The sequence below is a fragment of the Serratia sp. A07 genome (assembly GCF_058725505.1).
Window position 1 is genome coordinate 85015 of the sequence record NZ_JBZXDO010000015.1, and the last position, 26032, is coordinate 111046.

The 26032-nt window shown below is 60.8% G+C and carries 22 protein-coding genes; 9 read left to right on the forward strand and 13 right to left on the reverse strand.

The genetic code is table 11. From position 1 onward, the window contains the following. Positions 1-105 precede the first annotated feature (105 nt). Positions 106-345, forward strand: a complete 240-nt coding sequence (zapB, locus tag AC4PR2_RS16115; protein WP_004931092.1) for a septal ring assembly protein ZapB — start codon at positions 106-108, stop codon at positions 343-345. Positions 346-405: 60 nt separating this feature from the next. On the opposite strand, the gene rraA is transcribed toward zapB, so the two are convergent. The 7 genes from rraA to priA all read right to left on the reverse strand — a co-directional run bounded on the left by rraA (position 406) and on the right by priA (position 8477). Then, positions 406-891 (reverse strand): ribonuclease E activity regulator RraA, encoded by a 486-nt coding sequence (gene rraA / locus AC4PR2_RS16120; protein WP_038872664.1) that lies wholly within the window; start codon positions 889-891, stop codon positions 406-408. A gap of 75 nt (positions 892-966) precedes the next feature. After that, positions 967-1884: a 1,4-dihydroxy-2-naphthoate polyprenyltransferase gene (locus AC4PR2_RS16125; protein WP_015379416.1), complete on the reverse strand. Its 918-nt coding sequence runs from the start codon at positions 1882-1884 to the stop codon at positions 967-969. 96 nt (positions 1885-1980) lie between these two features. After that, a complete protein-coding gene (gene hslU, locus AC4PR2_RS16130) occupies positions 1981-3315 on the reverse strand; it encodes an ATP-dependent protease ATPase subunit HslU (protein ID WP_025304663.1) in 1335 nt (444 codons plus the stop codon). Between the two features lie 12 nt (positions 3316-3327). Then, a complete protein-coding gene (gene hslV, locus AC4PR2_RS16135) occupies positions 3328-3858 on the reverse strand; it encodes an ATP-dependent protease subunit HslV (protein WP_004931085.1) in 531 nt (176 codons plus the stop codon). Between the two features lie 102 nt (positions 3859-3960). Continuing rightward, positions 3961-4896, reverse strand: coding sequence for a cell division protein FtsN (ftsN, locus tag AC4PR2_RS16140; RefSeq protein WP_087762548.1), 936 nt, complete (start codon positions 4894-4896; stop codon positions 3961-3963). A gap of 65 nt (positions 4897-4961) precedes the next feature. Then, on the reverse strand, positions 4962-5990 hold the full coding sequence (gene cytR / locus AC4PR2_RS16145) for a DNA-binding transcriptional regulator CytR (protein WP_038872675.1): 1029 nt from the start codon (positions 5988-5990) through the stop codon (positions 4962-4964). 291 nt (positions 5991-6281) lie between these two features. Then, on the reverse strand, positions 6282-8477 hold the full coding sequence (gene priA / locus AC4PR2_RS16150) for a primosomal protein N' (protein ID WP_492175280.1): 2196 nt from the start codon (positions 8475-8477) through the stop codon (positions 6282-6284). A gap of 199 nt (positions 8478-8676) precedes the next feature. On the opposite strand from priA, the gene rpmE reads away from it, so the two are divergent. Further along, positions 8677-8892 (forward strand): 50S ribosomal protein L31, encoded by a 216-nt coding sequence (gene rpmE, locus AC4PR2_RS16155; RefSeq protein ID WP_004931078.1) that lies wholly within the window; start codon positions 8677-8679, stop codon positions 8890-8892. A 77-nt stretch (positions 8893-8969) separates the two neighbouring features. On the opposite strand, the gene metJ is transcribed toward rpmE, so the two are convergent. Next, positions 8970-9287 carry a met regulon transcriptional regulator MetJ gene (gene metJ / locus AC4PR2_RS16160; protein ID WP_006317756.1) on the reverse strand — a complete coding sequence of 106 codons (318 nt, stop codon included), beginning with the start codon at positions 9285-9287 and terminating at the stop codon, positions 8970-8972. Positions 9288-9591: 304 nt separating this feature from the next. Between metJ and metB the strand changes: the two genes are divergently transcribed. The 3 genes from metB to metF all read left to right on the forward strand — a co-directional run bounded on the left by metB (position 9592) and on the right by metF (position 14315). Next, positions 9592-10752 carry a cystathionine gamma-synthase gene (gene metB / locus AC4PR2_RS16165; protein WP_060448501.1) on the forward strand — a complete coding sequence of 387 codons (1161 nt, stop codon included), beginning with the start codon at positions 9592-9594 and terminating at the stop codon, positions 10750-10752. Between the two features lie 2 nt (positions 10753-10754). Further along, a complete protein-coding gene (locus AC4PR2_RS16170; protein WP_492175281.1) occupies positions 10755-13190 on the forward strand; it encodes a bifunctional aspartate kinase/homoserine dehydrogenase II in 2436 nt (811 codons plus the stop codon). A gap of 228 nt (positions 13191-13418) precedes the next feature. Beyond that, positions 13419-14315, forward strand: a complete 897-nt coding sequence (gene metF / locus AC4PR2_RS16175; RefSeq protein ID WP_197803991.1) for a methylenetetrahydrofolate reductase — start codon at positions 13419-13421, stop codon at positions 14313-14315. Between the two features lie 109 nt (positions 14316-14424). Here the strand turns inward: metF and ppc are convergent, their stop codons facing one another. Together ppc and argE are read right to left on the reverse strand one after the other, a co-directional pair. Continuing rightward, entirely contained in the window at positions 14425-17061 is a 2637-nt protein-coding gene (gene ppc / locus AC4PR2_RS16180) for a phosphoenolpyruvate carboxylase (protein WP_492175282.1), read from the reverse strand. Positions 17062-17319: 258 nt separating this feature from the next. Next, positions 17320-18465: an acetylornithine deacetylase gene (argE, locus tag AC4PR2_RS16185; protein ID WP_033649896.1), complete on the reverse strand. Its 1146-nt coding sequence runs from the start codon at positions 18463-18465 to the stop codon at positions 17320-17322. A 216-nt stretch (positions 18466-18681) separates the two neighbouring features. Between argE and argC the strand changes: the two genes are divergently transcribed. From argC to argH, 4 genes are all read left to right on the forward strand, one after another. Continuing rightward, the gene (argC, locus tag AC4PR2_RS16190) at positions 18682-19686 is read left to right on the forward strand and encodes an N-acetyl-gamma-glutamyl-phosphate reductase (protein ID WP_025304655.1); all 1005 of its coding nucleotides are present in this window, start codon (positions 18682-18684) and stop codon (positions 19684-19686) included. A gap of 20 nt (positions 19687-19706) precedes the next feature. After that, on the forward strand, positions 19707-20480 hold the full coding sequence (gene argB / locus AC4PR2_RS16195) for an acetylglutamate kinase (RefSeq protein WP_038872691.1): 774 nt from the start codon (positions 19707-19709) through the stop codon (positions 20478-20480). 25 nt (positions 20481-20505) lie between these two features. Beyond that, the gene (locus AC4PR2_RS16200; protein ID WP_019452247.1) at positions 20506-21726 is read left to right on the forward strand and encodes an argininosuccinate synthase; all 1221 of its coding nucleotides are present in this window, start codon (positions 20506-20508) and stop codon (positions 21724-21726) included. A gap of 68 nt (positions 21727-21794) precedes the next feature. Then, positions 21795-23168 (forward strand): argininosuccinate lyase, encoded by a 1374-nt coding sequence (argH, locus tag AC4PR2_RS16205; protein ID WP_043140965.1) that lies wholly within the window; start codon positions 21795-21797, stop codon positions 23166-23168. A 36-nt stretch (positions 23169-23204) separates the two neighbouring features. Here the strand turns inward: argH and AC4PR2_RS16210 are convergent, their stop codons facing one another. The 3 genes from AC4PR2_RS16210 to AC4PR2_RS16220 form a co-directional block, all read right to left on the reverse strand. Next, positions 23205-23531, reverse strand: coding sequence for a toxin-antitoxin system HicB family antitoxin (locus tag AC4PR2_RS16210; protein WP_197803993.1), 327 nt, complete (start codon positions 23529-23531; stop codon positions 23205-23207). Positions 23532-23712: 181 nt separating this feature from the next. Further along, on the reverse strand, positions 23713-25161 hold the full coding sequence (locus AC4PR2_RS16215) for a dihydrolipoyl dehydrogenase (protein WP_197803994.1): 1449 nt from the start codon (positions 25159-25161) through the stop codon (positions 23713-23715). Positions 25162-25233: 72 nt separating this feature from the next. Further along, a complete protein-coding gene (locus AC4PR2_RS16220; RefSeq protein WP_019452251.1) occupies positions 25234-25965 on the reverse strand; it encodes a glutathione peroxidase in 732 nt (243 codons plus the stop codon). Between the last annotated feature and the right edge of the window lie 67 nt (positions 25966-26032).

The following is a 26032-nucleotide window of genomic DNA, read 5'->3' on the forward strand; positions in this document are numbered from 1 at the left end:
AACGGCGCGCGTCACTGAGCGCGATGCAATATTCGCAGTAGCTGCAGCCGACGTTGCGGCCGCTACTTATAGATGTACGCCTTGCTATCATGAGGGGACTGAAGCATGTCATTTGAAGTATTTGAGAAACTGGAAGCAAAAGTACAGCAGGCGATTGATACCATCACCTTGTTGCAGATGGAAATTGAAGAGCTGAAAGACAAAAACAACTCTCTGTCGCAGGAAGTTCAGGCTGCCTCCGGCAACCACGAAGCGCTGGTGCGCGAAAACCAACAGCTGAAAGAAGAACAGCACGTATGGCAAGATCGCCTGCGCGCTCTGCTGGGCAAAATGGAAGAGGTCTGATTCCTCACGCCATGCAGCAACGAAAAGGGCGCCTCAGGCGCCCTTTTTCATGACCGAAAATCACTCGATGTCGAGCGGGTCTTCGGAGAGGATGATGCCGGTGTTGTCGGCATACAGGTGATCGCCGGAGAAGAAGGTGACGCCACCGAAGTTGACGCGGATATCGCTTTCGCCCACGCCTTCGCTCACGGCACCCACCGGGATCGCCGCCATCGCCTGAATGCCGATGTCGAGTTCTTCCAGATCGTCCACCTGACGCACCGCGCCGTACACCACGATGCCTTCCCATTCGTTCTGGGCGGCCAGGCGCGCCAGTTCGGCGTTGATCAGCGCCCGGCGTACCGAACCGCCGCCGTCGACCAACAGCACGCGGCCGCGGCCGTTTTCTTCAAGCAGATCGAACAACAGGCCGTTATCCTCAAAGCATTTCACCGTGGTGATCTGCCCGCCAAATGAAGTACGCCCGCCAAAATTGGAGAACAGAGGTTCAACAACGTTCACCTCTTCATGATAGATGTCGCAAAGTTCGGAAGTATCGTATTTCATAGGATTTTACGTCTGTTTGCCGCTGGAATGTTCAGTATATCCCTTTATTCGCCCTGTTGGCAAAATCATCAGTTTTTAACTGAGCGCCACGCCGATGGCGAACAGCAGGTTGGCCAGCAACGCCGCCTTGACCATGTGTTCCAGCATCGGCCGCATGCCGACCGGCGTCGGATCGCGCAACACGCGCAGGCCGTGGCGCACCAGCAGCGGGATCGCCAGCACGAACAGCCAGCCCCACGGGCTGTGGAGATTGAACAGCGTAAACAGCGCGAAACACAGCACCGCGCCGCCGAGCAGCAGGGCATGGTAAATGCGCGCCTTGTGCGGGCCGAGGCGCACCGCCAGCGTGTTCTTGCCGTTTTCGCGATCGCTCTCGATATCGCGCAGATTGTTGATGTTGAGCACCGCCGTCGCCAGCAGGCCACAGGCGGTGGCCGGCAGCATCACGACGCTGTCGAAGGTGTGCGTTTGCAGATAGTAGGTGCCGGCCACGCTCAGCCAGCCGAAGAACACCAGCACCGAGATGTCGCCCAGCCCCAAATACCCGTAGGGCTTGTTGCCGACGGTATAGGTGATGGCCGCCACGATAGACAGCCCGCCCAGCACCAGGAAGCCCACCACGTCGCTGGGTTGCTCGCAGGCGACTGCGATCAGCGAACAGCCGGCGAGGGCGATCAGCACCACCGTCACCACCAGCGCCCGTTTCATCTGCGCCTGGGTGATCATGCCTTTTTGCATGCCGCGCAACGGCCCGATGCGATCTTCTTTGTCGCTGCCTTTGACCGCATCGCCGTAGTCGTTCGCCAGGTTGGAGAGGATCTGCAGCAGGCCGGCGGTCAACAGCGCCAGCAGCGCCACTTCAGGTTTCAGGCTGCCGTGCCAGGCGGCGATGGCCGAGCCGACCACGATGGAGGCAAAAGCCAACGGCAGGGTGCGGGGGCGTAGACTTTCCAGCCAGGCGGAGATCGGGGTGGTGGAGGTTGATGAGCTCATGTTTCGCTTCTGTCAGTGAGTTGCGGTGTCCGTTAGAAATAATTGTGGGAGGCAATGCCTCCCACACAGATGACTGACAAGACAATGATTGAGCGATTATAGGATAAAACGACTCAAATCTTCATCCGCCACCAGTTCATCCAGATGACTGCGCACGTAATCCGCATCAATTGTAATGGATTGGCCATTAATTTCACTCGCATCGTAGGAAATATCTTCCATCAGACGTTCCAGCACGGTGTGCAGACGACGCGCGCCGATATTCTCGGTGCTTTCGTTGACCTGCCACGCGGCTTCGGCGATGCGGCGGATGCCGTCGGCGGTGAACTCGATGTTGACGCCTTCGGTGCCCATCAGCGCTTTGTACTGCTCGGTCAGCGACGCGCTCGGCTCGGTCAGGATGCGCTCGAAGTCTTCGGTGGTCAGCGCCTGCAGCTCAACGCGGATCGGCAGACGGCCCTGCAGTTCCGGGATCAGATCCGACGGATTGGCGGTCTGGAACGCGCCGGAAGCGATGAACAGGATGTGGTCGGTCTTCACCATACCGTGCTTGGTCGATACGGTGCAGCCTTCCACCAGCGGCAGCAGATCGCGCTGCACGCCTTCGCGCGAGACGTCCGGACCGGAGCTCTGGCCGCCGCGCTTACAGATTTTGTCGATCTCGTCGATAAACACGATGCCGTGCTGTTCAACCGCTTCGATCGCCTGCTCTTTCAGCTCTTCCGGGTTCACCAGCTTGGCGGCTTCTTCTTCCACCAGCAGCTTGAAGGCTTCTTTGATCTTCACCTTGCGCGGCTTTTGCTTCTGGCCGCCGAGGTTCTGGAACATCGACTGCAGCTGGTTGGTCATCTCTTCCATGCCCGGAGGCGCCATGATTTCCACGCCCATCGGCGCCGCGGCCAGATCGATTTCGATCTCTTTGTCGTCCAGCTGGCCTTCGCGCAGTTTCTTGCGGAATGCCTGGCGGGCGGCGGACGGCTCCTGATGCTCTTCCGGCTGGCCCCAGTTGTTCTTGGCCGGCGGGATCAGCACGTCGAGGATACGCTCTTCGGCCAACTCTTCGGCGCGGGTGCGGTTTTTCTCGATCGACTGCATGCGCACCATTTTGATGGCGGCATCGGTCAGATCGCGGATGATGGAGTCCACTTCTTTGCCCACATAGCCCACTTCGGTGAACTTGGTGGCTTCAACCTTGATGAACGGCGCGTTGGCCAGCTTCGCCAGACGACGGGCGATTTCGGTTTTACCGACGCCGGTTGGGCCGATCATCAGAATGTTTTTCGGGGTCACTTCGTGACGCAGCATCTCGTTGAGCTGCATCCGGCGCCAGCGGTTGCGCAGGGCAATGGCGACAGCGCGTTTGGCCTTGTTTTGGCCAATGATATAGCTGTCCAGTTCGCTGACGATCTCGCGCGGGGTCATTTCAGACATGGTATTCGATCCTTACGCTTTGGAAGGCAATTCTTCAATGGTGTGGAAATGGTTGGTGTAAATACAGATGTCGCCGGCGATGTTGAGGGATTTCTCAACGATGTCGCGGGCGCTCAGCTCGGTATTTTCCAACATGGCGCGGGCTGCGGCCTGGGCGTACGGGCCGCCGGAGCCGATGGCGATCAGATCGTTTTCCGGCTGCACCACATCGCCGTTGCCGGTGATGATCAGCGAGGCGGTTTCATCGGCGACCGCCAGCAGCGCTTCGAGCTTGCGCAACATGCGGTCGGTGCGCCAGTCTTTCGCCAGCTCGACGGCGGCTTTCACCAGGTGGCCCTGATGCATTTCCAGTTTGCGTTCAAACAGTTCAAACAGCGTGAAGGCGTCAGCGGTGCCACCGGCGAAACCGGCGATCACTTTGTCGTTATACAGGCGACGCACTTTCTTGACGTTACCCTTCATCACCGTATTACCCAGGGTTGCCTGGCCATCACCACCGATGACGACCTGGCCGTTGCGGCGTACGCTTACAATTGTTGTCACGAGCAGACCCTCGTTAAAGACGGAAAGAAGTCCCCGCAGCGCCTGCTTTCGCAGACGCTACGAGGCATATTGAGAGTATAGATGGGGGGGGATTGACGCTTTTCAACCCCCAACGGAGAGGGGAATGCAACTCGACATGCCGACGCCCTTCAGGCGCGAAAGGGTTTTGTCCGCGGCGGCGCGGCTGCTGTACGGGCCGAGCACCACGCGATTCCAACCGCCGCCGGCGGTGATGCGGCTCTCGATGCCTTCGAACGCCAGGCGCGCACGCACGGATTCAGCCTGATCGGTGGCGCGGAACGAACCGCATTGCACCATCCACTTCTGCTTCGATTCCGGTTTGGTTTCCTGCTTGGCCGTTTCCTGCTTCACTTCCGGTTTGGGCTCCGGCTTCGGTTGCGGCTTCGGCTCAGGCTGTTTCACCTGCACCGGTTGCTGGGTAGTTGGTTTTGGCTGCGGGTGCGGCTGCACCGGCGCGGTAGTGGCCCCGTTGCTGAACGGGTTGCGCGGCGGCTGGCTGACCTGCTGCTGTTGCTGTACCGGCTGCTGCTGCATTTGCTGTTGTTGCATCTGCTGCTGTTGGCGGGTGCTGCGCGCGTTGGCCTGGCCCGGATCGTTATACGGCACTTCGTTCAGCTGCGTCGGGCGCTGCTGCATATCGGCCTGCATCTGCTCCAGCAACTGCCGCTGTTCGGCGGTCAGCTGAGTTTTGGAATTGAGCTCGCCGCCGGCCGTCGGTTCGGTCGGGGTTTGCACGCCGATCTGCCGATTTTCCAGCTCTTTGATGTAGCGCCAGCGCTCTTCCGGCTTCGGCGGCAGGCCGTTGCCGGGGCGCGTGGTGTGCGCAGGCAACAACGGCGCGTCTTCCGGCTTGTTGTGGGTAATGAAATAGAGGCCACCGACAAAGACAACCAGCAACGCGGCGGCTAACGCCAGCACGGTTTTGGAAACCTTCGGAGAACTGCGTTTTTTACGGCTGGGGGTTTTACGCTTAGCTCCTGCTGCGCGCCCACGGCTTACATAGTCTTTTTGTGCCACTATTATTCCGCTGTGTCCTGATGAGAGGATAAGTCCGTCATGTTACTGAACCCTAAAATATTTGACTAGCGTTTCGGGGCAGCGGTGCTGCCTCTGATAATCAATTCACTGTCCAATAGCCGGGAGCCGCTGGCCACCGTCTGGCCGTTCAACTGCTCCAACAGCAACAACATCGCCTGCTGGCCGATCTGGAAGCGCGGCTGCGCCACCGTGGTCAGCGGCGGATCGCAATACTGCGCCAGCTTGAGGTCATCAAAGCCGACGATCGACAGATCCTGCGGTATCCGCAGCCCCATTTTCTTCGCCTGGGACAGCACGCCGATCGCCATGACGTCGCTGTGGCAGAATACCGCCGTTGGCGGTTTCGGCTGCGCCATCAGCGCCGTCAGCGCTTGCGCGCCGGCTTCGTAGGTAAAATCACCCCGGGTAATATAGCTGCTTTCGACGGTAATGCCATTACGACGTAGCGCTTGAACGTAACCCTGTAGCCGATAATGGCTCAGCGGCATCTGTTCCGGCCCGGCGACGCAGGCGATCTGCCGGTGGCCCAATTGATGCAAATAATGCACGGCTTCAAAGGCGGCGGTCAGGTTGTCGATGTGCACCGTCGGCAGTTCCAGCTCGGGGGCGAACTCGTTGGCCATCACCATCGGCGGCAGGTTGCGCTGTTCTTCCTTGCTGGCGTCGAACGGCAGGTTGGAGCCCAGCAGCAGCATGCCGTCGATCTGTTTGGTGATGATCAGATTGACGAAGGTGCGCTCTTGCTGGTTTTGCTGCGCGCAGTCGCCGATCAGCACCAGATAGCCTTGTTGGGCGGCGGTCTGTTCGATCCCCTGGATCACATCGGCGAAAAACGGATCGCAGATGTCGGGCACGATCACCAGGATGGTGCGGGATTCGTTGCGCTTGATATTGCGTGACAGAGCATGAGGAGAATAACCCACGGCCAGGACGGCCTGTTCCACTTTCTGGCGCGTCGGCGTTGACACCTTTTCCGGGTTCATCAGCGCACGCGATACGGTAGCCGTTGAAACGCCCGCCATTTCGGCGACGTCTTTCATGGTCGCCATGGATAACTCTTTCTTGTGTTCCAACGCCTTTCTCCTTGCGTCAGCCCCATGCCGACGCCACTACTGCTGTTTGCTCACAATGTCCGGCATGCGGTGGCGAGATTGTTGTCATTGAGCGCCACTCGCGTTCGGGCACTCCGTCGCGCTGCGATGTGGCGACAAAATTTGCCCTCGCAGACATTCTAAACAGAATACGCCCCGCCTTTGTTACCTAATTTGCATAAAAAATGTGACCTGAGAAGGTTTTTTAGCGTTCGCTCGCAATTTCAAGGGTAAACGTTTGCACTGCGGCAGCTAAATCGGACTTTTCCGGGATCAGCTGTCGATCGGATCGACATCCAGCGTCCATTTCACCTTGCGCGTTTGCGGCAGGGTGCCGATCAGCGGCAGCGAGCTTTTCACCAGCTGTTGCAGGACGCGCCGCGTCGGGTGCTGCAGCAGCAGCTGCCAGCGGAAACGGCCGCCGCGTTTGGACTGCAGCGCCGGCACCGGGCCCATCACCCATAGCGAGTCGTCCTTCAGCGGGCTGGCTTCCAGCAGGTTGCGCAGCTGCTGCAGGAACAGCGGGGCCTGCTGGTTGTCGTGATCTTCGGCGCGCACGATGATGTGGCTGGTGTAAGGCGGCAGAAACACGCTGTTGCGCTCCGCCAGCGTCTGTTTGGCGAAGGCGTCGTAACCCTGTTGCAGCAGCACCTGCAGCAGCGGGTGCTCCGGATGGTGGGTTTGCAGCAGCACTTCACCCTGTTTGCCCGCCCGGCCGGCCCGCCCGGAGACCTGGGTATACAGCTGAGCGAAACGCTCGGCGGAGCGGAAGTCGGCGGAGAACAGCGCGCCGTCCACGTCCAGCAACGCCACCAGGGTGACGTCGGGAAAATGGTGGCCCTTGGCCAGCATCTGCGTGCCGATCAAAATGCGCGCTTCGCCGCGATGGATATCCGCCAGGTGCTGCTCAAGCGCGCCTTTACGGCTGGTGGTGTCGCGATCGATGCGGGTGATTGGCGTATCGGGGAACAGCGGCGCCAGCTCCTGCTCCAGCTGTTCGGTGCCGACGCCGACCGACACCAGGTGGGTGGAGCCGCACTGCGGGCACTGGTGCGGCACCGGCCGCTGGCTGTCGCAGTGGTGGCAGCGCAGCTGGCGCTGATGCTGGTGGAAGGTGTAGTAGTGATCGCAGCGCTGGCATTCGGCGATCCAGCCGCACTCGTGGCACAGCAGCGCCGGGGCGTAACCGCGGCGGTTGAGGAACAGCATTACCTGATTGCCGGCTTTTAAATGGTGCTGCATGCTCTTCAGCAGCGGCTGCGACAGGCCGACCTTCAGCGGCAGCCCCTTCAGATCGATCAGGTGCTGCGCCGCCGGTTTGGCGTTGCCCGCGCGCTGGGTGAGCTTCAGTTGGCGGTATTTGCCCAGCTGCACGTTGTGCAGCGTTTCCAATGCCGGGGTCGCGGAGCCCATCACCATCGGGATATCCTCTTCCCGGGCGCGGAACACCGCCAGATCGCGGGCGTGGTAGCGCCAGCCTTCCTGTTGTTTATAAGAGCTGTCGTGCTCTTCGTCGATGATGATCACGCCCAGCTGACGGAACGGCGTGAACAGCGCCGAGCGGGTGCCGATGACGATGGCGACTTCGCCGCTGCGCGCGCGCAGCCAAACCGCCAGCCGCTCGCTGTCGTTCAGGCCGGAGTGCAGTACGTCTACCGGCGCGTTGAAGCGCTCGCGAAAGCGGGCGATGGTTTGCGGCGTCAGGCCGATTTCCGGCACCAGCACCAGCGCCTGCCGGCCTTTGGCCAGCACGTTCTCCAGCACGCTGAGGTAGACCTCGGTCTTGCCGGAGCCGGTCACCCCGGCCAGCAGCCAGGCGGCGAACTGCTCATCCTCGCTTCTGATCGCCCCGACGGCGGTAGCCTGCTCAGTGTTCAGCCGCAGCCGCTCGCCGAGCACCGCGAAGTTGGGGCGCCAGTCGTGCGTATCCGCGACCTGAGCACGCAGATCGATCAGCCCTTTGGCGCGTAGCGCCTGCAGGGCGCTTTCCGTCAGCTCCAGCTGGCTGACCTGGTGGCGATAGACCGGGCGTTGCAGCAGCGCCGCCAGCGCCTGCTGCTGTTTCGGCGCGCGTTTCAGGCTTTCGGGCGGGGTGGCACGCCCCTCTTCGGTGGCGAACCATTGCCACAGCGGTGCGGCCTCGGCCGGTTTGCCTTGCCGCAGCAGGATCGGCAGCGCATGGAACAGCACCTCGCCGATGGGGTAGTGATAGTAATCGCTGGCCCAGCGCAGGATGCGCCACAGGCTGGGGGAGAACAGCGACTCGGCGTCGATCACGCTGTCGATCGGTTTGAGCTTGTCCAGCGGCAGTTCGCTGGTGTCGCTGCAGCCGGTGACGATGCCGATCGCATGCTGCCTGCCCCAAGGGACGCCCACGCGCGCGCCGGCCACCGGCTGCATGCCGGGCGGCAGCAGATAGTCGAAGGTGCGGGCGAGGGGGACCGGCAAGGCAACGTGTACGACGGGCATGATCTCATCCAAATTGAAAAAAGTGGGCATCAGTTTACACGGCGCATCGGCAAATGTACGGTTCCGATTGCGCGCCTCGACTAATGCTGTATAATTTGCCGCCTTTGGTATAATTCGATACCAAAATTCTATTATCAACCACGTGTGGTGTCTGGCGAAACAGGGCTGGATAGCGACACGGCCTTAACTGAGGTTTCCCATGAAACAAGGTATCCACCCAAAATACGAAGAAGTTACTGCTAACTGCTCTTGCGGTAACGTGATGAAGATCCGCTCCACCGTGGGCCACGATCTGAACCTGGACGTTTGTGGCGCATGCCACCCGTTCTACACTGGCAAGCAGCGTGATGTTGCTACCGGTGGCCGCGTTGACCGCTTCAACAAGCGTTTCAGCGTACCAGGCGCTAAGAAATAAGATTTCTTATCGTCCGATGAAAAAGGCGCCTTTGGCGCCTTTTTTCGTTTCTGCCGCCGGCGTTCGCCGGACGGTTCTCAATATTCCCAGGTATCGGGATCGACACCCAGTTCGCGCATCAGCACTTTTGCGGCTTCCGGGATTTCATCGCTGCGCTCTTTGCGCAGGTCTTCATCGTTCGGCAGCGGCTGGCCGGTAAAGGCATGCAGAAACGCTTCGCACAGCAGTTCGCTGTTGGTGGCGTGGCGCAGGTTGTTCACCTGGCGACGGGTCCGTTCGTCGGTGAGGATTTTCAGGACCTTCAGCGGAATGGATACCGTGATCTTTTTGACTTGCTCGCTTTTTTTACCGTGTTCAGCGTAAGGGCTGACATACTCGCCGTTCCACTCAGCCATGGGACACCTTAACTTTGTCAGAAAAATTACAAAATTCTAAAAACCGGCCAATTATGCCCGATCTTCACTGTTCTCACTAAATAAATGTCAATTTTACGCGACCAGGGTCACTGAATGCCCCGCCTGGGCCGGACATTGTGGCTTAACATCTTATCGTCATGTCATATCGGCATAATTTTAGCGGGTATTGTGCCATTGCTCAATCTATACGCAGAGAAGTTTAGATGTCCAGATGTATTGACGTCTATCAATCCTGCGATTACTCTTTAGGCCTCATTCACCGAACCGAGAGCCGAGCGAGCCCATGACGCGTAAACCAGCCACGATTGCCGTACGCAGCGGCCTGAACGACGACGAACAGTACGGCTGCGTTGTCCCGCCGATTCATCTGTCCAGCACCTATAACTTTACCGACTTCAACCAACCCCGAGCCCATGATTATTCGCGTCGCGGCAACCCGACGCGTGACGTGGTGCAACGCGCGTTGGCGGAGCTGGAAGGCGGCGCCGGCGCGGTGATGACCGGCAGCGGGATGTCGGCGATCCATCTGGTGACCACCGTGCTGCTGAAGCCGGGCGATCTGCTGGTGGCGCCGCACGACTGCTACGGCGGCAGCTATCGGTTGTTCGACAGTCTGAGCAAGCGCGGCGCCTATCGCGTGCTGTTCGTCGATCAGGGTAATGAAGAAGCCCTGCAGCAGGCGCTGGCGCAAAAGCCGAAGCTGGTGCTGATTGAAAGCCCCAGCAATCCGCTGCTGCGGGTGGTGGACATTGCGGCGATCTGCGCCGCCGCACACGCGGCGGGCGCATTGACGGTGGTGGACAACACCTTCCTCAGCCCGGCCCTGCAACAGCCGATCGAACTCGGTGCCGATCTGGTGGTCCATTCTTGCACCAAATACCTGAATGGGCATTCGGACGTGGTGGCCGGCGCGGTGATTGCCAAAGATCCCGAGCTGGCGGTCGAATTGGCCTGGTGGGCGAACAATATCGGCGTGACCGGCGGCGCGTTCGACAGCTATCTGCTGCTGCGCGGCATGCGCACGCTGTCGCCGCGCATCAAGGCGGCGCAGCAAAACGCCGAAGCGATTGTCGGCTATTTACAGCAGCAACCGCTGGTGAAAAAGCTGTATCATCCTTCCCTGCCGGAAAACCCGGGGCATGAGATCGCCCGCCGGCAGCAGCGTGGCTTCGGCGCGATGCTGAGTTTTGAACTGGACGGCGATGAAGCGGTGCTGCGCCGTTTTCTCTCTGCCCTTGAGCTGTTTACTCTGGCAGAATCGCTGGGCGGCGTAGAAAGCCTGATCTCGCATGCAGCGACCATGACCCACGCCGGCATGGCGGCGGAGGCGCGGGCAGCGGCCGGCATCTCCGAGAGCCTGCTGCGCATTTCCGTGGGTATTGAAGACAGTGAAGATTTGATTGCCGATCTGGAACGCGCTTTCCAGGCGGCGGCAACGAGGTAAGCATGAATGCAATTGCTGTAGCAGGGCCGGTGAGCGGGCGTCAACTGCACAAGTTTGGCGGCAGCAGTCTGGCGGATGTGAAGTGTTATCTGCGTGTGGCCGGGATTATGGCGGAATACAGCCAGCCGGGCGACATGATGGTGGTATCGGCCGCCGGCAGTACCACCAACCAGTTGATCAACTGGCTGAAGCTCAGCCAGAGCGATCGCCTGTCTGCGCACCAGGTGCAGCAGACGTTGCGTCGTTATCATAGCGATCTTATCAGTGGCCTGCTGCCGCCGGAAAGCGCCGAGCCGCTGATCGCCGAGTTCATTCAGGATCTGGAACGTCTGGCGGTGCTGCTGGACGGCAAAGTCGACGAGGTGTGCTATGCCGAAGTGGTCGGGCACGGCGAGATCTGGTCGGCGCGCCTGATGGCGGCGGTGCTCAACCACCTGGATATGCAGGCGGCCTGGCTGGATGCGCGTGATTTCCTGCGCGCCGAGCGCGCCGCGCAGCCGCAGGTGGATGAAGGCCGTTCTTATCCGCTGTTGCAACAATTGTTGGCCCAACATCCGGGCAAGCGCCTGGTGGTGACCGGCTTCATTTCGCGCAACGACGCCGGGGAAACCGTGCTGTTGGGGCGCAACGGCAGCGACTACTCTGCCACTCAGGTCGGCGCGTTGGCCGGCGCGGCGCGCGTCACCATCTGGAGCGACGTGGCCGGGGTATACAGCGCCGACCCGCGCAAGGTGAAAGACGCCTGCCTGCTGCCGCTGCTGCGCCTGGACGAAGCCAGCGAGCTGGCGCGCCTGGCGGCGCCGGTGCTGCATACTCGCACCCTGCAGCCGGTCTCCGGCAGCGATATCGATCTTCAGCTGCGCTGCAGCTACCAGCCAGAGCAGGGCTCGACGCGCATCGAGCGCGTATTGGCGTCCGGCACCGGCGCCAAGATTGTCACCAGCCACGATGACGTGTGTCTGATTGAGCTGCACGTCGCCGCTCAGCACGACTTCAAATTGGCGCAGAAAGAGTTGGATCTGGTGCTCAAGCGCGCACAGATCAAACCGCTGGCGGTGGGCATCCATCCTGACCGCAATCGGATACAGCTGTGCTACACCTCCGAGGTGGTCAACAGCGCGCTGGCGACCCTGCAGGCCTCGGCGCTGCCGGGTGAACTGCACCTACGCGAAGGGTTGGCGCTAGTGGCGATGGTCGGCGCCGGGGTATGCAAGAACCCGCTGCACAGCCACCGTTTCTATCAGCAACTGAAAGATCAGCCGGTTGAGTTTATTTGGCAGGCCGAAGATGGCATCAGCCTGGTGGCGGTATTGCGCCAGGGGCCGACCGCGCTGCTGATTCAGGGGCTGCACCAAAGCCTGTTCCGCGCCGAGAAGCGCATCGGTCTGGTGCTGTTCGGCAAGGGCAACATCGGGTCGCGCTGGCTGGAGCTGTTCGCCCGTGAGCAGACCAATATCTCCGCGCGCAGCGGTTTCGAATTTATCCTGGCGGGGGTGGTGGACAGCCGCAGCAGCCTGCTGAACTACGACGGGCTGGACGCCAGCCGTGCATTGGCGTTCTTTGAGGACGAGGCGCAGGAACTCGACGAAGAGTCGCTGTTCCTGTGGATGCGCGCGCACCCGTTCGACGATCTGGTGGTGCTCGACGTGACCGCCAGCGAAGAGCTGGCCGGACAGTATCTGGATTTCGCCAGCTACGGTTTCCACGTCATCAGCGCCAACAAGCTGGCGGGTGCCTCGTGCAGCGATACCTATCGCCAAATTCGCGACGCCTTCGCCAAAACCGGCCGCCACTGGCTGTATAACGCCACCGTCGGCGCCGGGCTGCCGGTTAACCATACGGTGCGCGATCTGCGCGACAGCGGCGACAGCATTTTGGCGATCAGCGGCATCTTCTCCGGCACGCTTTCCTGGCTGTTCTTGCAGTATGACGGCACGGTGCCGTTTACCGAGTTGGTGGATCAGGCCTGGCAGCAGGGGCTGACCGAACCGGATCCGCGGGTCGATCTCTCCGGTCAGGACGTGATGCGCAAGCTGGTGATCCTGGCGCGCGAAGCGGGCTACGACATCGAACCGAACCAGGTGCGGGTCGAGTCGCTGGTGCCGGCGGGCTGCGAGCTGGGCTCTGTCGATCAGTTCTTCGAGAACGGTGAGGCGCTGAACCAGCAGATGCAGCAGCGCTTTGAGGCCGCCAGCGAAATGGGCCTGGTGCTGCGTCACGTGGCGCGTTTCGACGCCAACGGCAAGGCGCGGGTCGGCGTGGAGGCGGTGCGTCCTGAGCATCCGCTGGCCTCGCTGCTGCCGTGCGACAACGTGTTCGCCATCGAAAGCCGCTGGTATCGCGATAATCCGCTGGTGATCCGCGGGCCGGGCGCCGGCCGCGACGTGACCGCCGGCGCGATCCAGTCAGACCTTAACCGGTTGGCACAGCTGCTTTAATTCTCTGCGGGCGCGGGTTCACCGCGCCCCTTTGCTTTTCCTGCCATACTTATCCCTGCCGCCGTCATGAAATTCCCTCGTTGAGCGGGTGAAGATTAATCATCTTATTCCCCTCATTTTCCTGTTGACTCTTTAGCCAACATGCGGCATTTTCTATCTAGACGTCTAAACGTATAGACGCTCATAAAAATGAAATAAAAACAGTGATCGATAAGAGGTGAGCAGGGTATGAGCTTTTTCCACGCAAACCAGCGGGAAGCGCTGAATCAGAGTCTGGCGGAGTTGAACGGCCAGATTAACGTATCATTCGAGTTCTTCCCGCCGCGCACCAGCGAGATGGAAGGGACCCTGTGGCAGTCGATCGATCGTCTGAGCATCCTCAAACCCAAATTCGTTTCCGTCACCTACGGTGCCAACTCCGGCGAGCGCGATCGCACCCACAGCATCATCAAGGGGATCAAGGAGCGCACCGGCCTGGAGGCGGCGCCGCACCTGACCTGCATCGACGCCAGCCCGGCGCAGCTGCGCGACATCGCGACCGATTACTGGAACAGCGGCATCCGCCATATCGTGGCGCTGCGCGGTGATCTGCCGCCGGGCGCCGGCAAGCCGGAAATGTACGCGACCGATCTGGTGGCGCTGCTGAAAGACGTGGGCGACTTCGACATTTCCGTCGCTGCCTACCCGGAAGTGCATCCGGAGGCGAAGAGCGCCCAGGCCGATTTGATTAACCTGAAGCGCAAGATCGACGCCGGCGCCAGTCGCGCCATTACCCAGTTCTTCTTCGACGTCGAGAGCTACCTGCGCTTCCGCGACCGCTGCGTCGCCGCCGGTATCGACGTGGAAATCGTGCCGGGCATTCTGCCGGTGTCCAACTTCAAGCAGCTGCAGCGCTTCGCCACCATGACCAACGTGCGGGTGCCAAGCTGGATGACCAGCATGTTCGAAGGGCTGGACGACGATGCGGAGACCCGCAAAATGGTCGGTGCCAACATCGCCATGGACATGGTGAAGATCCTCAGCCGCGAAGGGGTGAAAGATTTCCACTTCTATACGCTGAACCGCGCCGAGATGAGCTACGCCATCTGCCACACGCTGGGCGTGCGCCCGGTGGCCGCCGCCTGACAGGTTTGTTCCGTTGAAAAAGGGCGTCGCTTTACCGCGGCGCCCTTTTTTGTGGGGAAGACAAGACATAAAAAAACGACCCCGATAAACGGGGCCGCGATTAGGCTCACTAGCCGGTGTTGCGCATCCCGGCGGCGACGCCGGCGATGGTGACCATCAGCGCCTGCTCGACGCGGGCGTCCGGCTGCTCCTGCTGACGCGAACGATGCAGCAGCTCGGCTTGCAAGACGTTCAGTGGGTCGGTATAAACGTTGCGCAGCGCGATGGATTCGGCGATCCACGGCAGGTCTTCCATCAGGTGCGCATCGTTGGCGATGGTCAACACCACCTTGATGTCGCTTTCCAGCTGATCGCGCAGCTGTTGGCCCAGCGGCCACAGCGATTTATCCACCAGGCGCTGATCGTAGTATTCCGCCAGCCACAGGTCGGCTTTGGCGAACACCATTTCCAGCATGGCGATGCGGGTGGAGAAGAACGGCCAGTCGCGACACATCGCCTCCAGCTCCGCCTGCTTGCCGGCTTTCACCGCTTCCTGCAATCCGGCACCGGCGCCGAGCCAGGCCGGCAGCATCAGGCGGTTCTGCGTCCAGGCGAAGATCCACGGAATGGCGCGCAGGCTTTCCACGCCGCCGTTCGGCTTGCGTTTGGCCGGGCGTGAGCCCAGCGGCAGTTTACCCAGCTCCAGCTCCGGCGTGGCCGCGCGGAAGTAAGGCACGAAGTCCGGGTTTTCACGCACGTAGCCGCGATACATCCGACAGGAAGTCTCGGACAGATCGTCCATCAACGCCCGCCATTCTTTCTTCGGTTCCGGCGGCGGCAGCAGGTTGGCCTCGAGGATCGCCCCGGCATACAGCGCCAGGCTGCTGATGGTGACTTCCGGCAGGCCGAATTTGAAGCGGATCATCTCGCCCTGTTCGGTGACGCGCAGGCCGCCCTTCAGGCTGCCCGGCGGCTGCGACAGCAGCGCCGCATGCGCCGGTGCGCCGCCGCGGCCGATGGAGCCGCCGCGCCCATGGAACAACGTCAGCGCCACGCCGGCTTTTTCACAGGTTTTGATCAACGCGTCCTGCGCACGGTACTGCGCCCAGGAAGCGGCCATCACGCCGGCGTCTTTCGCCGAGTCGGAGTAGCCGATCATTACCATCTGTTTGCCCTGAATAAAGCCGCGATACCAGTCGATATTCAGCAACTGGGTCATTACGTCGTCGGCGTTGTTCAGATCGTCGAGGGTTTCGAACAGCGGAGCGACCGGCAGCGCGAACGGGCAGCCGGCCTCTTTCAGCAGCAGGTGCACCGCCAGCACGTCGGAAGGCGTGCGCGCCATCGAAATCACGTAGGCGGCGATCGAGCCCTGCGGCGCTTCGGCGATCACCCGGCAGGTTTCCAGCACTTCCTGCGTGTCGGCGCTCGGTTGCCACTTCAGCGGCACCAGCGGGCGTTTGGAGTTCAGTTCGCGGATCAGGAACGCCTGTTTATCGGCTTCCGACCAGCTTTCATAGTCGCCCAGCCCCAGATAACGGGTCAGCTCGGCGATGGCTTCGGTATGGCGAGTGCTTTCCTGGCGCACGTCGATGCGCACCAGCGGCACGCCGAAGCAGCGCACGCGGCGTAGGGTATCCAGCAGCTGACCGTTGGCGATGATGCCCATACCGCAGGCCTGCAGCGATTGGTAGCAGGCATACAGCGGCTCCCACAGCTGCTCGTTGTTCACCAGCAGGTCGTGCGACTTCAGCACGCGTTCGCCCTTCAGGCGGCCTTCCAGATAGGCCTGGGAGCTCATCAGCTGGCTGCGCAGCTGCTTCATGATTTCGCGGTACGGTTCCTGCACCTCGTCACCGCCGGCGCGGGCGCGCAGCTCCGGGGTGCATTCGGTCATCGACAGCTCGGAGACCAGCACCTGGATATCGCGGGTGAACAGGTCGCAGGCTTTCCAGCGGCTGAGCAGCAGCACATGGCGGGTGATTTCGGCGGTCACGTTCGGGTTGCCGTCGCGGTCGCCGCCCATCCAGGAGGTGAAGCGCACCGGCACCGCTTCCGCCGGCAGGCTGTAATTGATGGAGTTTTCCAACTGCTCGTTGAACTCGCGCAGGAACGCTGGCACGCCTTCCCACAGGCTGTTTTCTACCACCGCGAAGCCCCATTTGGCTTCGTCGATCGGGGAGGGGCGATGTTTGCGAATTTCATCGGTGTGCCACGACTGGGCCACCAGCTGGCGCAGGCGGCGCATGATCTTGTTGCGCTCGTAGTCGGCCAGGTCGTTGTGATCGAGCTGGCTGAGGCAGGTGTTCACCTCCACCAGCTTGTGGATCAGGGTGCGGCGGGTGATCTCCGTCGGGTGCGCCGTCAGCACCAGCTCGATGGAAAGTTGCGACACCGCATGCTGCAGCTCTTTGTCGCTGAGCTTTTTGTCTTTGAGGCGGCTGAACAGCTGCGCCAGCGCTTCCGGGTTGCTGGCGGCTTCGCCGTTGGGCGAAATGCTGTGGTACTGCTCGGCGACGTTGGTCAGGTTGAGGAACTGGCTGAAGGCGCGCGCCACCGGCAGCAGCTCGTCGTTGGACAGGTTCTGCAGGGTGGAGAGCAGCTCCTGGCGATGCGCTTCGTTGCCGGCGCGTGAAGATTTGGAAAGCTTACGGATGGTCTCAACGCGATCGAGAATATGCTCGCCCAGCGCTTCTTTGATGGTATCGCCGAGCAATTTGCCGAGCATACTGACATTACTGCGCATTGCCGAATATTGTTCGTTCATATAACCCCTGACCCAGTTCTGTATGATTTTTATCTTGTAAATAAATTTCACGCGTCAGGCGCAGACCGCCTGCCTGATCACATCGCGTTCCTGTCCAATCGTCAATTGACACTATTTTTAGCAAAAAAACATCAAAATCGGCGCATTTTCTGAAATTTAATTACGCCGCGTCGGTTATCAGCGTGGCTTATTTCGCCGTTTGCTACTTATTTTGAGGTAGGGGGAAGCATAAAACATTTCCCCTGTTAAATGTCGGGTTTATTGCCGGCAAAAGTGATTGACCAGCTGGCCCAACAGTTTGCGCGTCGGTTCGATAAACGCGGTGTCGATGTATTCGTCCGGCTGGTGGGCCTGATCGATGGAACCGGGGCCGAGCACCAACGTCGGGCAAACCTGCTGCACGAACGGCGCTTCGGTGCAGTAGTTGACCACCTGCGTGCGGGTGCCCAGCAGTTCCTCGATCACCGCCACCATGCGGTGGTCGGTCGGGCATTCGTAACCCGGCACCGACGCGTGCAGCTCTTCGATGGTCAGGCGGCCCGGCCAGCGTTGGCTCACCGGCTCCAATGCCTGATGCATCAGCTCGTTGATGTTGTCGAGCGTCATGCCAGGCAACGGGCGGATATCCAGGTGCAGCTCGCAGCAGGCGCAGATGCGGTTGGCCGCGTCGCCGCCGCTGATATGGCCGAAGTTCATGGTGGGATAAGGCACGGCGAACGCCGGGTTGTTGTAGCGCTCCTGCAGGGTTTTGCGCAGCTCCATCAGGCGGCCGATGGATTCGTGCATCAGATCGATAGCGTTGACGCCGCGCGCCGGATCGCTGGAGTGGCCGGACTGGCCGACGATGCGAATGGCGTTGGCCATGTGGCCCTTGTGTGCGCGCACCGGCTGCAGCGAGGTTGGTTCGCCGATGATGGCGAAATCCGGCCGAATGGCGGTGGAGGCGGCGAAATAACGTGCGCCGGCCATCGTCGTTTCTTCATCTGCGGTAGCCAGAATGTACAGCGGCTTGGTCAGTTTGCTCGCGTCGATGTCGCGCACCGCATCCAGAATAAAGGCGAAGAAGCCTTTCATGTCGGCGGTGCCCAGGCCGTAGAGCTTGTTGTCGTGCTCGGTCAGGGTGAACGGATCGCGCGTCCAGCGGCCTTCGTCGTAAGGCACCGTATCGGTATGGCCGGCCAGCAGCAGGCCGCCGCTGCCTTCGCCGATGCTGGCCAGCAGGTTGAATTTGTGGCGCGATTCCGGCACCGGCTGTACGTCGACGCGAAAGCCCAGGTCGGCAAACCATCCGGCCAGCAAGTTGATTAACGCCTCATTGCTCTGATCGAGGCCGGCATCGGTGGCGCTGATCGACTTCGTTGCGATCAACGCCCGGTACAGCTCAATAAATGGAGGTAATTTCATCTTCACTGTTGACAGCCTTTGGTTAGGATAGTATCAATATTCATGCATTTATTTTGAATAAAAATACAGTAAGCCGAAGCGTAAGGGAACCCGATACCCGGATGTTTATAAAAGCATCAACGCCAGGCTCCGTGGGTGAACGGCGCAACAACGCTGGCTAGCCCTGTTACCTGGGTCGCAAGCGACCGCACGTCAGTTTAGAAGGTGAAAGGCCACATGTTGAATACGCTGATCGTTGGTGCCAGCGGTTACGCCGGAGCGGAGCTCACGGCTTACCTGAATCGCCACCCACACATGAACATAACCGCTTTAGCGGTTTCAGCGCAAAGTGCAGATGCAGGAAAGTTGCTTTCCGATCTCCATCCCCAGTTGAAAGGCATCGTCGATCTGCCGCTGCAGCCGTTGACCGACGTTGCCAAGGCGGCGCAGGGCATCGACGTGGTGTTCCTCGCCACCGCCCATGAAGTCAGCCACGATATCGCACCGGCCTTCCTGGCGGCGGGCTGCGTGGTGTTCGATCTGTCGGGCGCCTTCCGCGTGCAGGACGCCGGTTTTTATAGCCAGTACTACGGTTTCGAACATCAGCATGGCGCCCTGCTGGAGCAGGCGGTGTACGGCCTGGCGGAGTGGCAGAGCGACAAGATTAAACAGGCGCAGCTGATTGCCGTGCCGGGCTGTTACCCGACGGCGGCGCAGCTGGCGCTGAAGCCGTTGATCGAGAAGCAGCTGCTGAACCTCGACCAGTGGCCGGTGATCAACGCCACCAGCGGCGTCAGCGGCGCCGGTCGTAAGGCCAGCATGACCACCAGCTTCTGCGAAGTGAGCCTGCAGCCGTACGGTATTTTCACTCATCGGCACCAGCCGGAGATCGCCGCGCACCTGGGCGTGCCGGTTATCTTTACGCCGCACCTGGGCAACTTCCCGCGCGGTATCCTTGAAACCATCACCTGCCGCCTGAAGGCCGGCGTGACCGCGCAGGACGTCGCGGCCGCCTATCATGCCGCCTATGACGACAAACCGCTGGTGCGGTTGTACGACCAGGGCGTGCCGGCGCTGAAAGCGGTGGTGGGGCTGCCGTTCTGCGACATCGGTTTTGCGGTGCAGGGCGAGCATCTGATCGCCGTAGCGGTGGAAGACAACCTGCTGAAAGGCGCGGCGGCGCAGGCGGTGCAATGCCTGAATATCCGTTTCGGCTTCCCGGAAACCCAGTCACTCCTTTAAACCAGCGTGAGTAAACAGCAATGAACCCGTTAATTATCAAGTTAGGTGGCGTGTTATTAGACAGTGAAGAAGCGCTGGAGCGTCTGTTTACCGCGCTGGACAGCTACCGGCAGCAGCATCAGCGCCCACTGGTGATCGTGCACGGCGGTGGCTGCGTGGTGGACGAACTGATGAAGCAGCTCTCTTTGCCGGTGGTGAAAAAGAACGGCCTGCGGGTCACGCCGGCCGATCAGATCGACATCATCACCGGCGCGCTGGCCGGCACCGCCAACAAAACGCTGCTGGCGTGGGCGATTAAACACCAAATCAACGCCGTCGGCCTGAGCCTGGCGGATGGCGGCAGCGCGGTCGTGACCCCGCTCGATCCGGCATTGGGCCACGTCGGCAACGCGCAGCCCGGTTCGCCCGCGCTGCTCAATACCCTGCTGAGCGCCGGCTACCTGCCGGTGGTCAGCTCCATCGGCATCACCGCCGAAGGGCAGTTAATGAACGTGAACGCCGATCAGGCGGCGACGGCGCTGGCGGCGACGCTGGGGGCGGATCTGATCCTGCTGTCGGACGTCAGCGGCATCCTCGACGGCAAGGGGCAACGCATTGCGGAAATGACGGCGCAAAAAGCGGAACAACTGATCGCGCAAGGCATCATCACCGATGGTATGGTGGTGAAGGTGAATGCGGCGCTCGACGCGGCCCGCACCCTCGGCCGCCCGGTGGATATCGCCAGCTGGCGCCATGCCGATCAGCTTCCTGCTTTGTTTAACGGCGTGTCGATTGGCACCCGGATCCTCGCTTAATTTTAGAATTAGAAAGGAATAGATCATGCAAAACCAAGGCATCAAAAAAATCGTTCTGGCGTACTCCGGCGGCCTGGATACCTCGGCCATCATTCCATGGCTGAAAGAGAACTACGGCGGCTGTGAAGTGGTGGCGTTCGTGGCGGACATCGGTCAGGAGCGCAGCGATCTGGAAGGCGTGGAGCAAAAAGCCCTGCAGTCCGGTGCCTCTGAATGTCACGTGGTGGATCTGCGTGAAGAATTTATCCGCGATTACGTTTATCCGGTGCTGCAGACCGGCGCCCTGTACGAAGGCAGCTACCTGCTGGGCACGTCGATGGCGCGGCCGATCATCGCCAAGGCGCAGGTCGAGCTGGCGTTGAAAGTGGGCGCCGACGCGCTGTGCCACGGTGCGACCGGCAAAGGCAATGACCAGGTGCGTTTCGAGACCACCTACACCGCGCTGGCGCCGCAGCTGAAAGTGGTGGCGCCGTGGCGTGAGTGGAACCTGCGTTCCCGTGAAGCGCTGTTGGATTACCTGAAAGAGCGCAACATTCCGACCACCGCGTCGCTGGAAAAAATCTACAGCCGCGATGAGAACGCCTGGCACATCTCCACCGAAGGCGGCGTGCTGGAAAGCCCGTGGAATGCGCCGAACAAAGATTGCTGGGTGTGGACTGTCGATCCGCAGGAAGCGCCGGATCAGCCTGAGCAGGTGACCGTTACCGTTGAGAAAGGCCGCGTTGTGGCGGTTAACGGTAAAGCGCTGTCGCCTTACCAGTGCCTGGAAACCCTGAACGCGCTGGGTGCCAAGCACGGCGTCGGCCGTATCGACATCGTGGAAAACCGCCTGGTGGGCATCAAATCCCGCGGCTGCTATGAAACCCCGGGAGGCACCATCATGGTGGCGGCGCTGCGCGCCGTCGAACAGCTGGTGTTGGATCGCGACAGCTTCAAATGGCGCGAGCAGCTGGGCCTGGAGATGTCCTATGTGGTGTACGACGGCCGCTGGTTCGCGCCGCTGCGCCGCTCGCTGCAGGCTTCTGCCGAAGCGCTGGCGGAAGAGGTGAACGGCGAAGTCGTGCTGCAGCTGTACAAAGGCCAGGTGACGGCGACCCAGAAGAAATCGGCCAACAGCCTGTACTCCGAAGAGTTCGCCACCTTCGGCGAAGACGAAGTTTACGATCACAGCCACGCGGGCGGCTTTATTCGCCTGTTCTCTCTGTCTTCACGCATCCGCGCGTTGAACGAGAAAAAGAATAAATAATCGATTGGCGTGACTCTGCAAGGGCGCAGCATGCTGCGCCCTTTCGCATAAAAATTCAGGAGTAAGATATGGCACTTTGGGGTGGACGGTTCACTCAGGCGGCGGATCAGCGGTTCAAGCAACTCAACGATTCGCTGCGGTTCGATTATCGCCTGGCGGAGCAGGATATCGTGGGCTCGGTGGCCTGGTCGAAGGCGCTGGTGACCGTTAACGTGTTGACGGCAACGGAGCAACAGCAGCTGGAGCAGGCGCTGAATGCGCTACTGACGGAGGTCCAGGCCGACCCTTTGGCGATCGTCCAAAGCGATGCCGAAGACATCCACAGCTGGGTGGAGCAGAAGCTGATCGAGAAGGTCGGTGATTTGGGCAAGAAGCTGCACACCGGCCGCAGCCGCAACGATCAGGTCGCGACCGATCTGAAGCTGTGGTGCAAACAGCAGATCGGCGATCTGCATCAGGCGATCGTCCAGCTGCAGCAGGCGCTGGTGGAGACCGCCGAAGCCAACCAGGATGCGGTGATGCCGGGGTATACCCACCTGCAACGCGCGCAGCCGGTGACTTTCGCGCACTGGTGCCTGGCCTATGTCGAGATGCTGGCGCGCGATGAGAGCCGTCTGCAGGATACCCTGAAACGGCTGGACGTTAGCCCGCTGGGCAGCGGCGCGCTGGCCGGCACCGCTTATCCTATCGATCGCGAGCAGCTGGCCGGCTGGCTGGGCTTCGCCTCGGCGACCCGCAACAGCCTGGACAGCGTATCCGATCGCGATCACGTGCTGGAGCTGCTGTCCAACGCCGCCATCAGCATGGTGCACCTGTCGCGTTTCGCCGAAGATCTGATCTTCTTCAACAGCGGCGAAGCGGCGTTTGTCGAGCTGTCCGACCGCGTGACCTCCGGCTCTTCGCTGATGCCGCAGAAGAAAAACCCGGACGCGCTGGAGCTGATCCGCGGTAAGTGCGGCCGCGTACAGGGCGCGCTGACCGGTATGATGATGACGCTGAAAGGCCTGCCGCTGGCGTATAACAAAGACATGCAGGAAGACAAAGAAGGGCTGTTCGACGCGCTCGACACCTGGATGGACTGCCTGCAGATGGCGGCGCTGGTGCTGGACGGGATCCAGGTGAAACGCCCACGCTGTCAGGAAGCGGCGGAACAGGGCTATGCCAACGCCACAGAGCTGGCGGATTACCTGGTCGCCAAGGGCGTGCCGTTCCGCGAAGCGCACCATATCGTCGGCGAGGCGGTGGTAGAAGCGATTCGCCAGGGTAAACCGCTGGAAGCGCTGCCGCTGGCGGACTTGCAGCAGTTTAGCGCGACGATCGGTGACGACGTTTACCCGATCCTGGCGTTGCAATCCTGCCTGGACAAGCGTGCGGCCAAAGGCGGCGTCGCACCGCAGCAGGTGGCCGCGGCAATCGCCGCAGCGAAACAGCGTTTGGCCTGACGACGACAAGGGCGGCCCGGCGCCGCCCTTGAACCTTTACCCCGCCAGACGTGCACACAGATAGCGGTTCAGGCTCACGCCTTCCTCCATCGCGCCGATCGCCAGCCGGCGATGCTGTTCCGGCGTCATGCGCAGCACCAGTTTTCCGCTGAAGTTTTTTTCCGCCAGCGCCTGCGGCGGCGTTTCGCCTTGCGCCAGCATATCGGCGATCGTTTCGCTCACGAATTTTTCGATACCCTCCAGTGCGCCGGTACGCGTGGCCGCCAGCCAGGACAACGAGGGGAATTCGGCGCACAGCCCGACATATTCACGATCTTCCGCTGACCAGGTGATGCGATAGGTATAGTGTTCATGCCTTTCCATGTTCTTCCTCCATTCTGGCTCCTTTCTTCATTTTAGTATCAGTAATGGTATCATTTCAATGTCGACGCATAAAAAATGAGCGCAGAAGGGCCGTGAGGCAAGAGGAGGGAGGTAAATGTGGAAAGTGCTGCGCAAAAAACCGGGCCTGAAGGCCCGGTGGGTATGAGCGGAGAATGAGAGGTTATTCGCCCGGGCAGCGCTGGCAGCGCTCGATTTCGGCCGTGCCGAGTTTGAGCTTCGCCTGCAGATCGCGCAGCGCGGTGCGCAAGCCTTCTTCGATCACCGGATGATAGAACGGCATGTCCAGCATCTGATCGACGGTCATCTGTTGCTGGTGCGCCCAGGCCAGCAGGTGTGCGATGTGTTCGGCGTCCGGGCCGATCATTTCCGCGCCGAGGAAGCGGCCGGTGCCTTGCTCGCCGTAGACGTGCAGAATGCCTTTGTTGCGCAGCATCACCCGCGAGCGGCCCTGATTCTCAAACGAGACGTTGCCCACTTCAAAGCAGCCGCAGGCGCTGAACTTCTCGCTCAGCTCGCGGAAGGTTGAGCCGACCATGGCGATCTGCGGATCGGTGAACACCACCGAAATCGCGCTGCGGCGCAGGCCCGGATTGATCTCCGGGAAGCTGCCGGCGTTGGCACCGGCGATGCGTGCCTGATCGCTGGCCTCATGCAGCAGCGGCAGTTGGTTGCTGGCGTCGCCGGCGATGAAAATATGCGGCACGCTGGTTTGCATCGTCAGGCGGTCGGCCAGCGGTACGCCTCGGGCGTCAAGCTGTAAGCCGGTGTTTTCGAGGCCCAACCGATCGACGTTGGGGCGGCGACCGGTGGCGGCCAGCACGTAGTCCACCAGGATCTCCTGCGGTTGGCCCTGCAAGTCCTGATAGCGAATAAATACGCGGTCGCCTTCGCGCTGCATCATCTCTACTTTCACGTCGGCGTCGAGGTAGAACTCTTCCCCCAGTGCTTTGGCGGCGTAATCGCGCACGGCGCTGTCGGTCAGCGGCCCGACGGCACCGCCGATGCCGAATACCTTGGTGTCGACGCCGAGGCGGTGCAGCGCTTGCCCCAGCTCCAGCCCGATGACGCCGGGGCCGAATACCGCGACGGACTGCGGCAAATCATCCCAGTTGAACAGGTCGTCGTTGACGATCAGACGATCGCCCAGTTCGCTCCACGGCGCCGGCCAGCTGGGGCGGGAACCGGTGGCGATCACAATGCGCTGCGCCACGATGCGCGTATGGTCATCGACCTGCAGCGTGTTGTCGTCGATAAAGCGGGCATAGCCCTGAATTTTGTCGCCGGCCGGGATCTCGTCCACGCCTTCCAGCACGAAGCCGACGAAGCGATCGCGTTCGCGCTTGACGCGTGCCATCACTTCACGTCCGTCGATGCGGGTTTGACCGGTTGGGTGCACGCCAAAGCCCGGCGCGCGTTCGATTTGATGCACTGCTTCGGCAGCGGCGATCAGCAACTTGGATGGCATACAGCCAACGCGCGCACAGGTGGTGCCGTAAGGCCCGCCTTCGATCATCACCACGCTGGGGGTAGACAGTTTGGCCGCGCGATAGGCGCCGAGCCCTGCGGTGCCGCCGCCGATGACCGCGACATCAACGTTCAACAGTTTCATATCCGCTCCTGAAAGGTAAAAAAAGGGCGGGCCGTAGCCCGCCAAAGTTCACGTTGGCTTTGTTATTACTTATTAAGCTGACAGGAAAGTTTCCAGATCGTCGCTGCCACCGATGTGACGGCCGCCGATGAACACTTGCGGCACCGTGGCGCGGCCGCTGACGGCGCGCAGGCTGACGGTGGTGGCGTCTTTGCCCAGCACGATCTCTTCATACTGAATGCCGCGTTCTTGCAGCATCTGTTTGGCTTTGGCGCAGAATGGGCAGCCTGGTTTGGTGAACAGGGAGACCGACTCCTGCACTTTGAATTCCGGCGCCAGGTATTTCAGCATGGTGTCTGCGTCGGACACCTCAAACGGGTCGCCCGGTTTGTTCGGTTCGACGAACATTTTCTCGACCACACCGTCGCGTACCAGCATCGAGTAGCGCCATGAACGAGGGCCAAAGCCCAGATCCGCTTTCTCGACCAGCATGTTCATGCCTTTGGTGAATTCACCGTTGCCGTCCGGCACGAAGGTGATGTTTTCCGCATGCTGATCGGCTTTCCATGCGTTCATCACGAAGGTGTCGTTCACCGAGACGCACAGAATACCGTCGACGCCGTGCTGTTTGAATACGCTGGACAGCTCGTTGTAGCGCGGCAGATGGCTCGAAGAGCAGGTCGGCGTGAACGCGCCCGGCAGCGAGAACACGATGACCGTTTTGTTTTTGAACAGGTCATCAGTGGTCACATCAATCCATTGGTCGCCCTGACGGGTGTGGAAAGTAACCTGAGGAACTTTCTTGCCTTCTTGACTGGTAAACATTGATTAACCCCTTAATTAGGAAAAGTAATTTTTAGCATTTAGCGCGATATCGCTTCGTTGGGACACA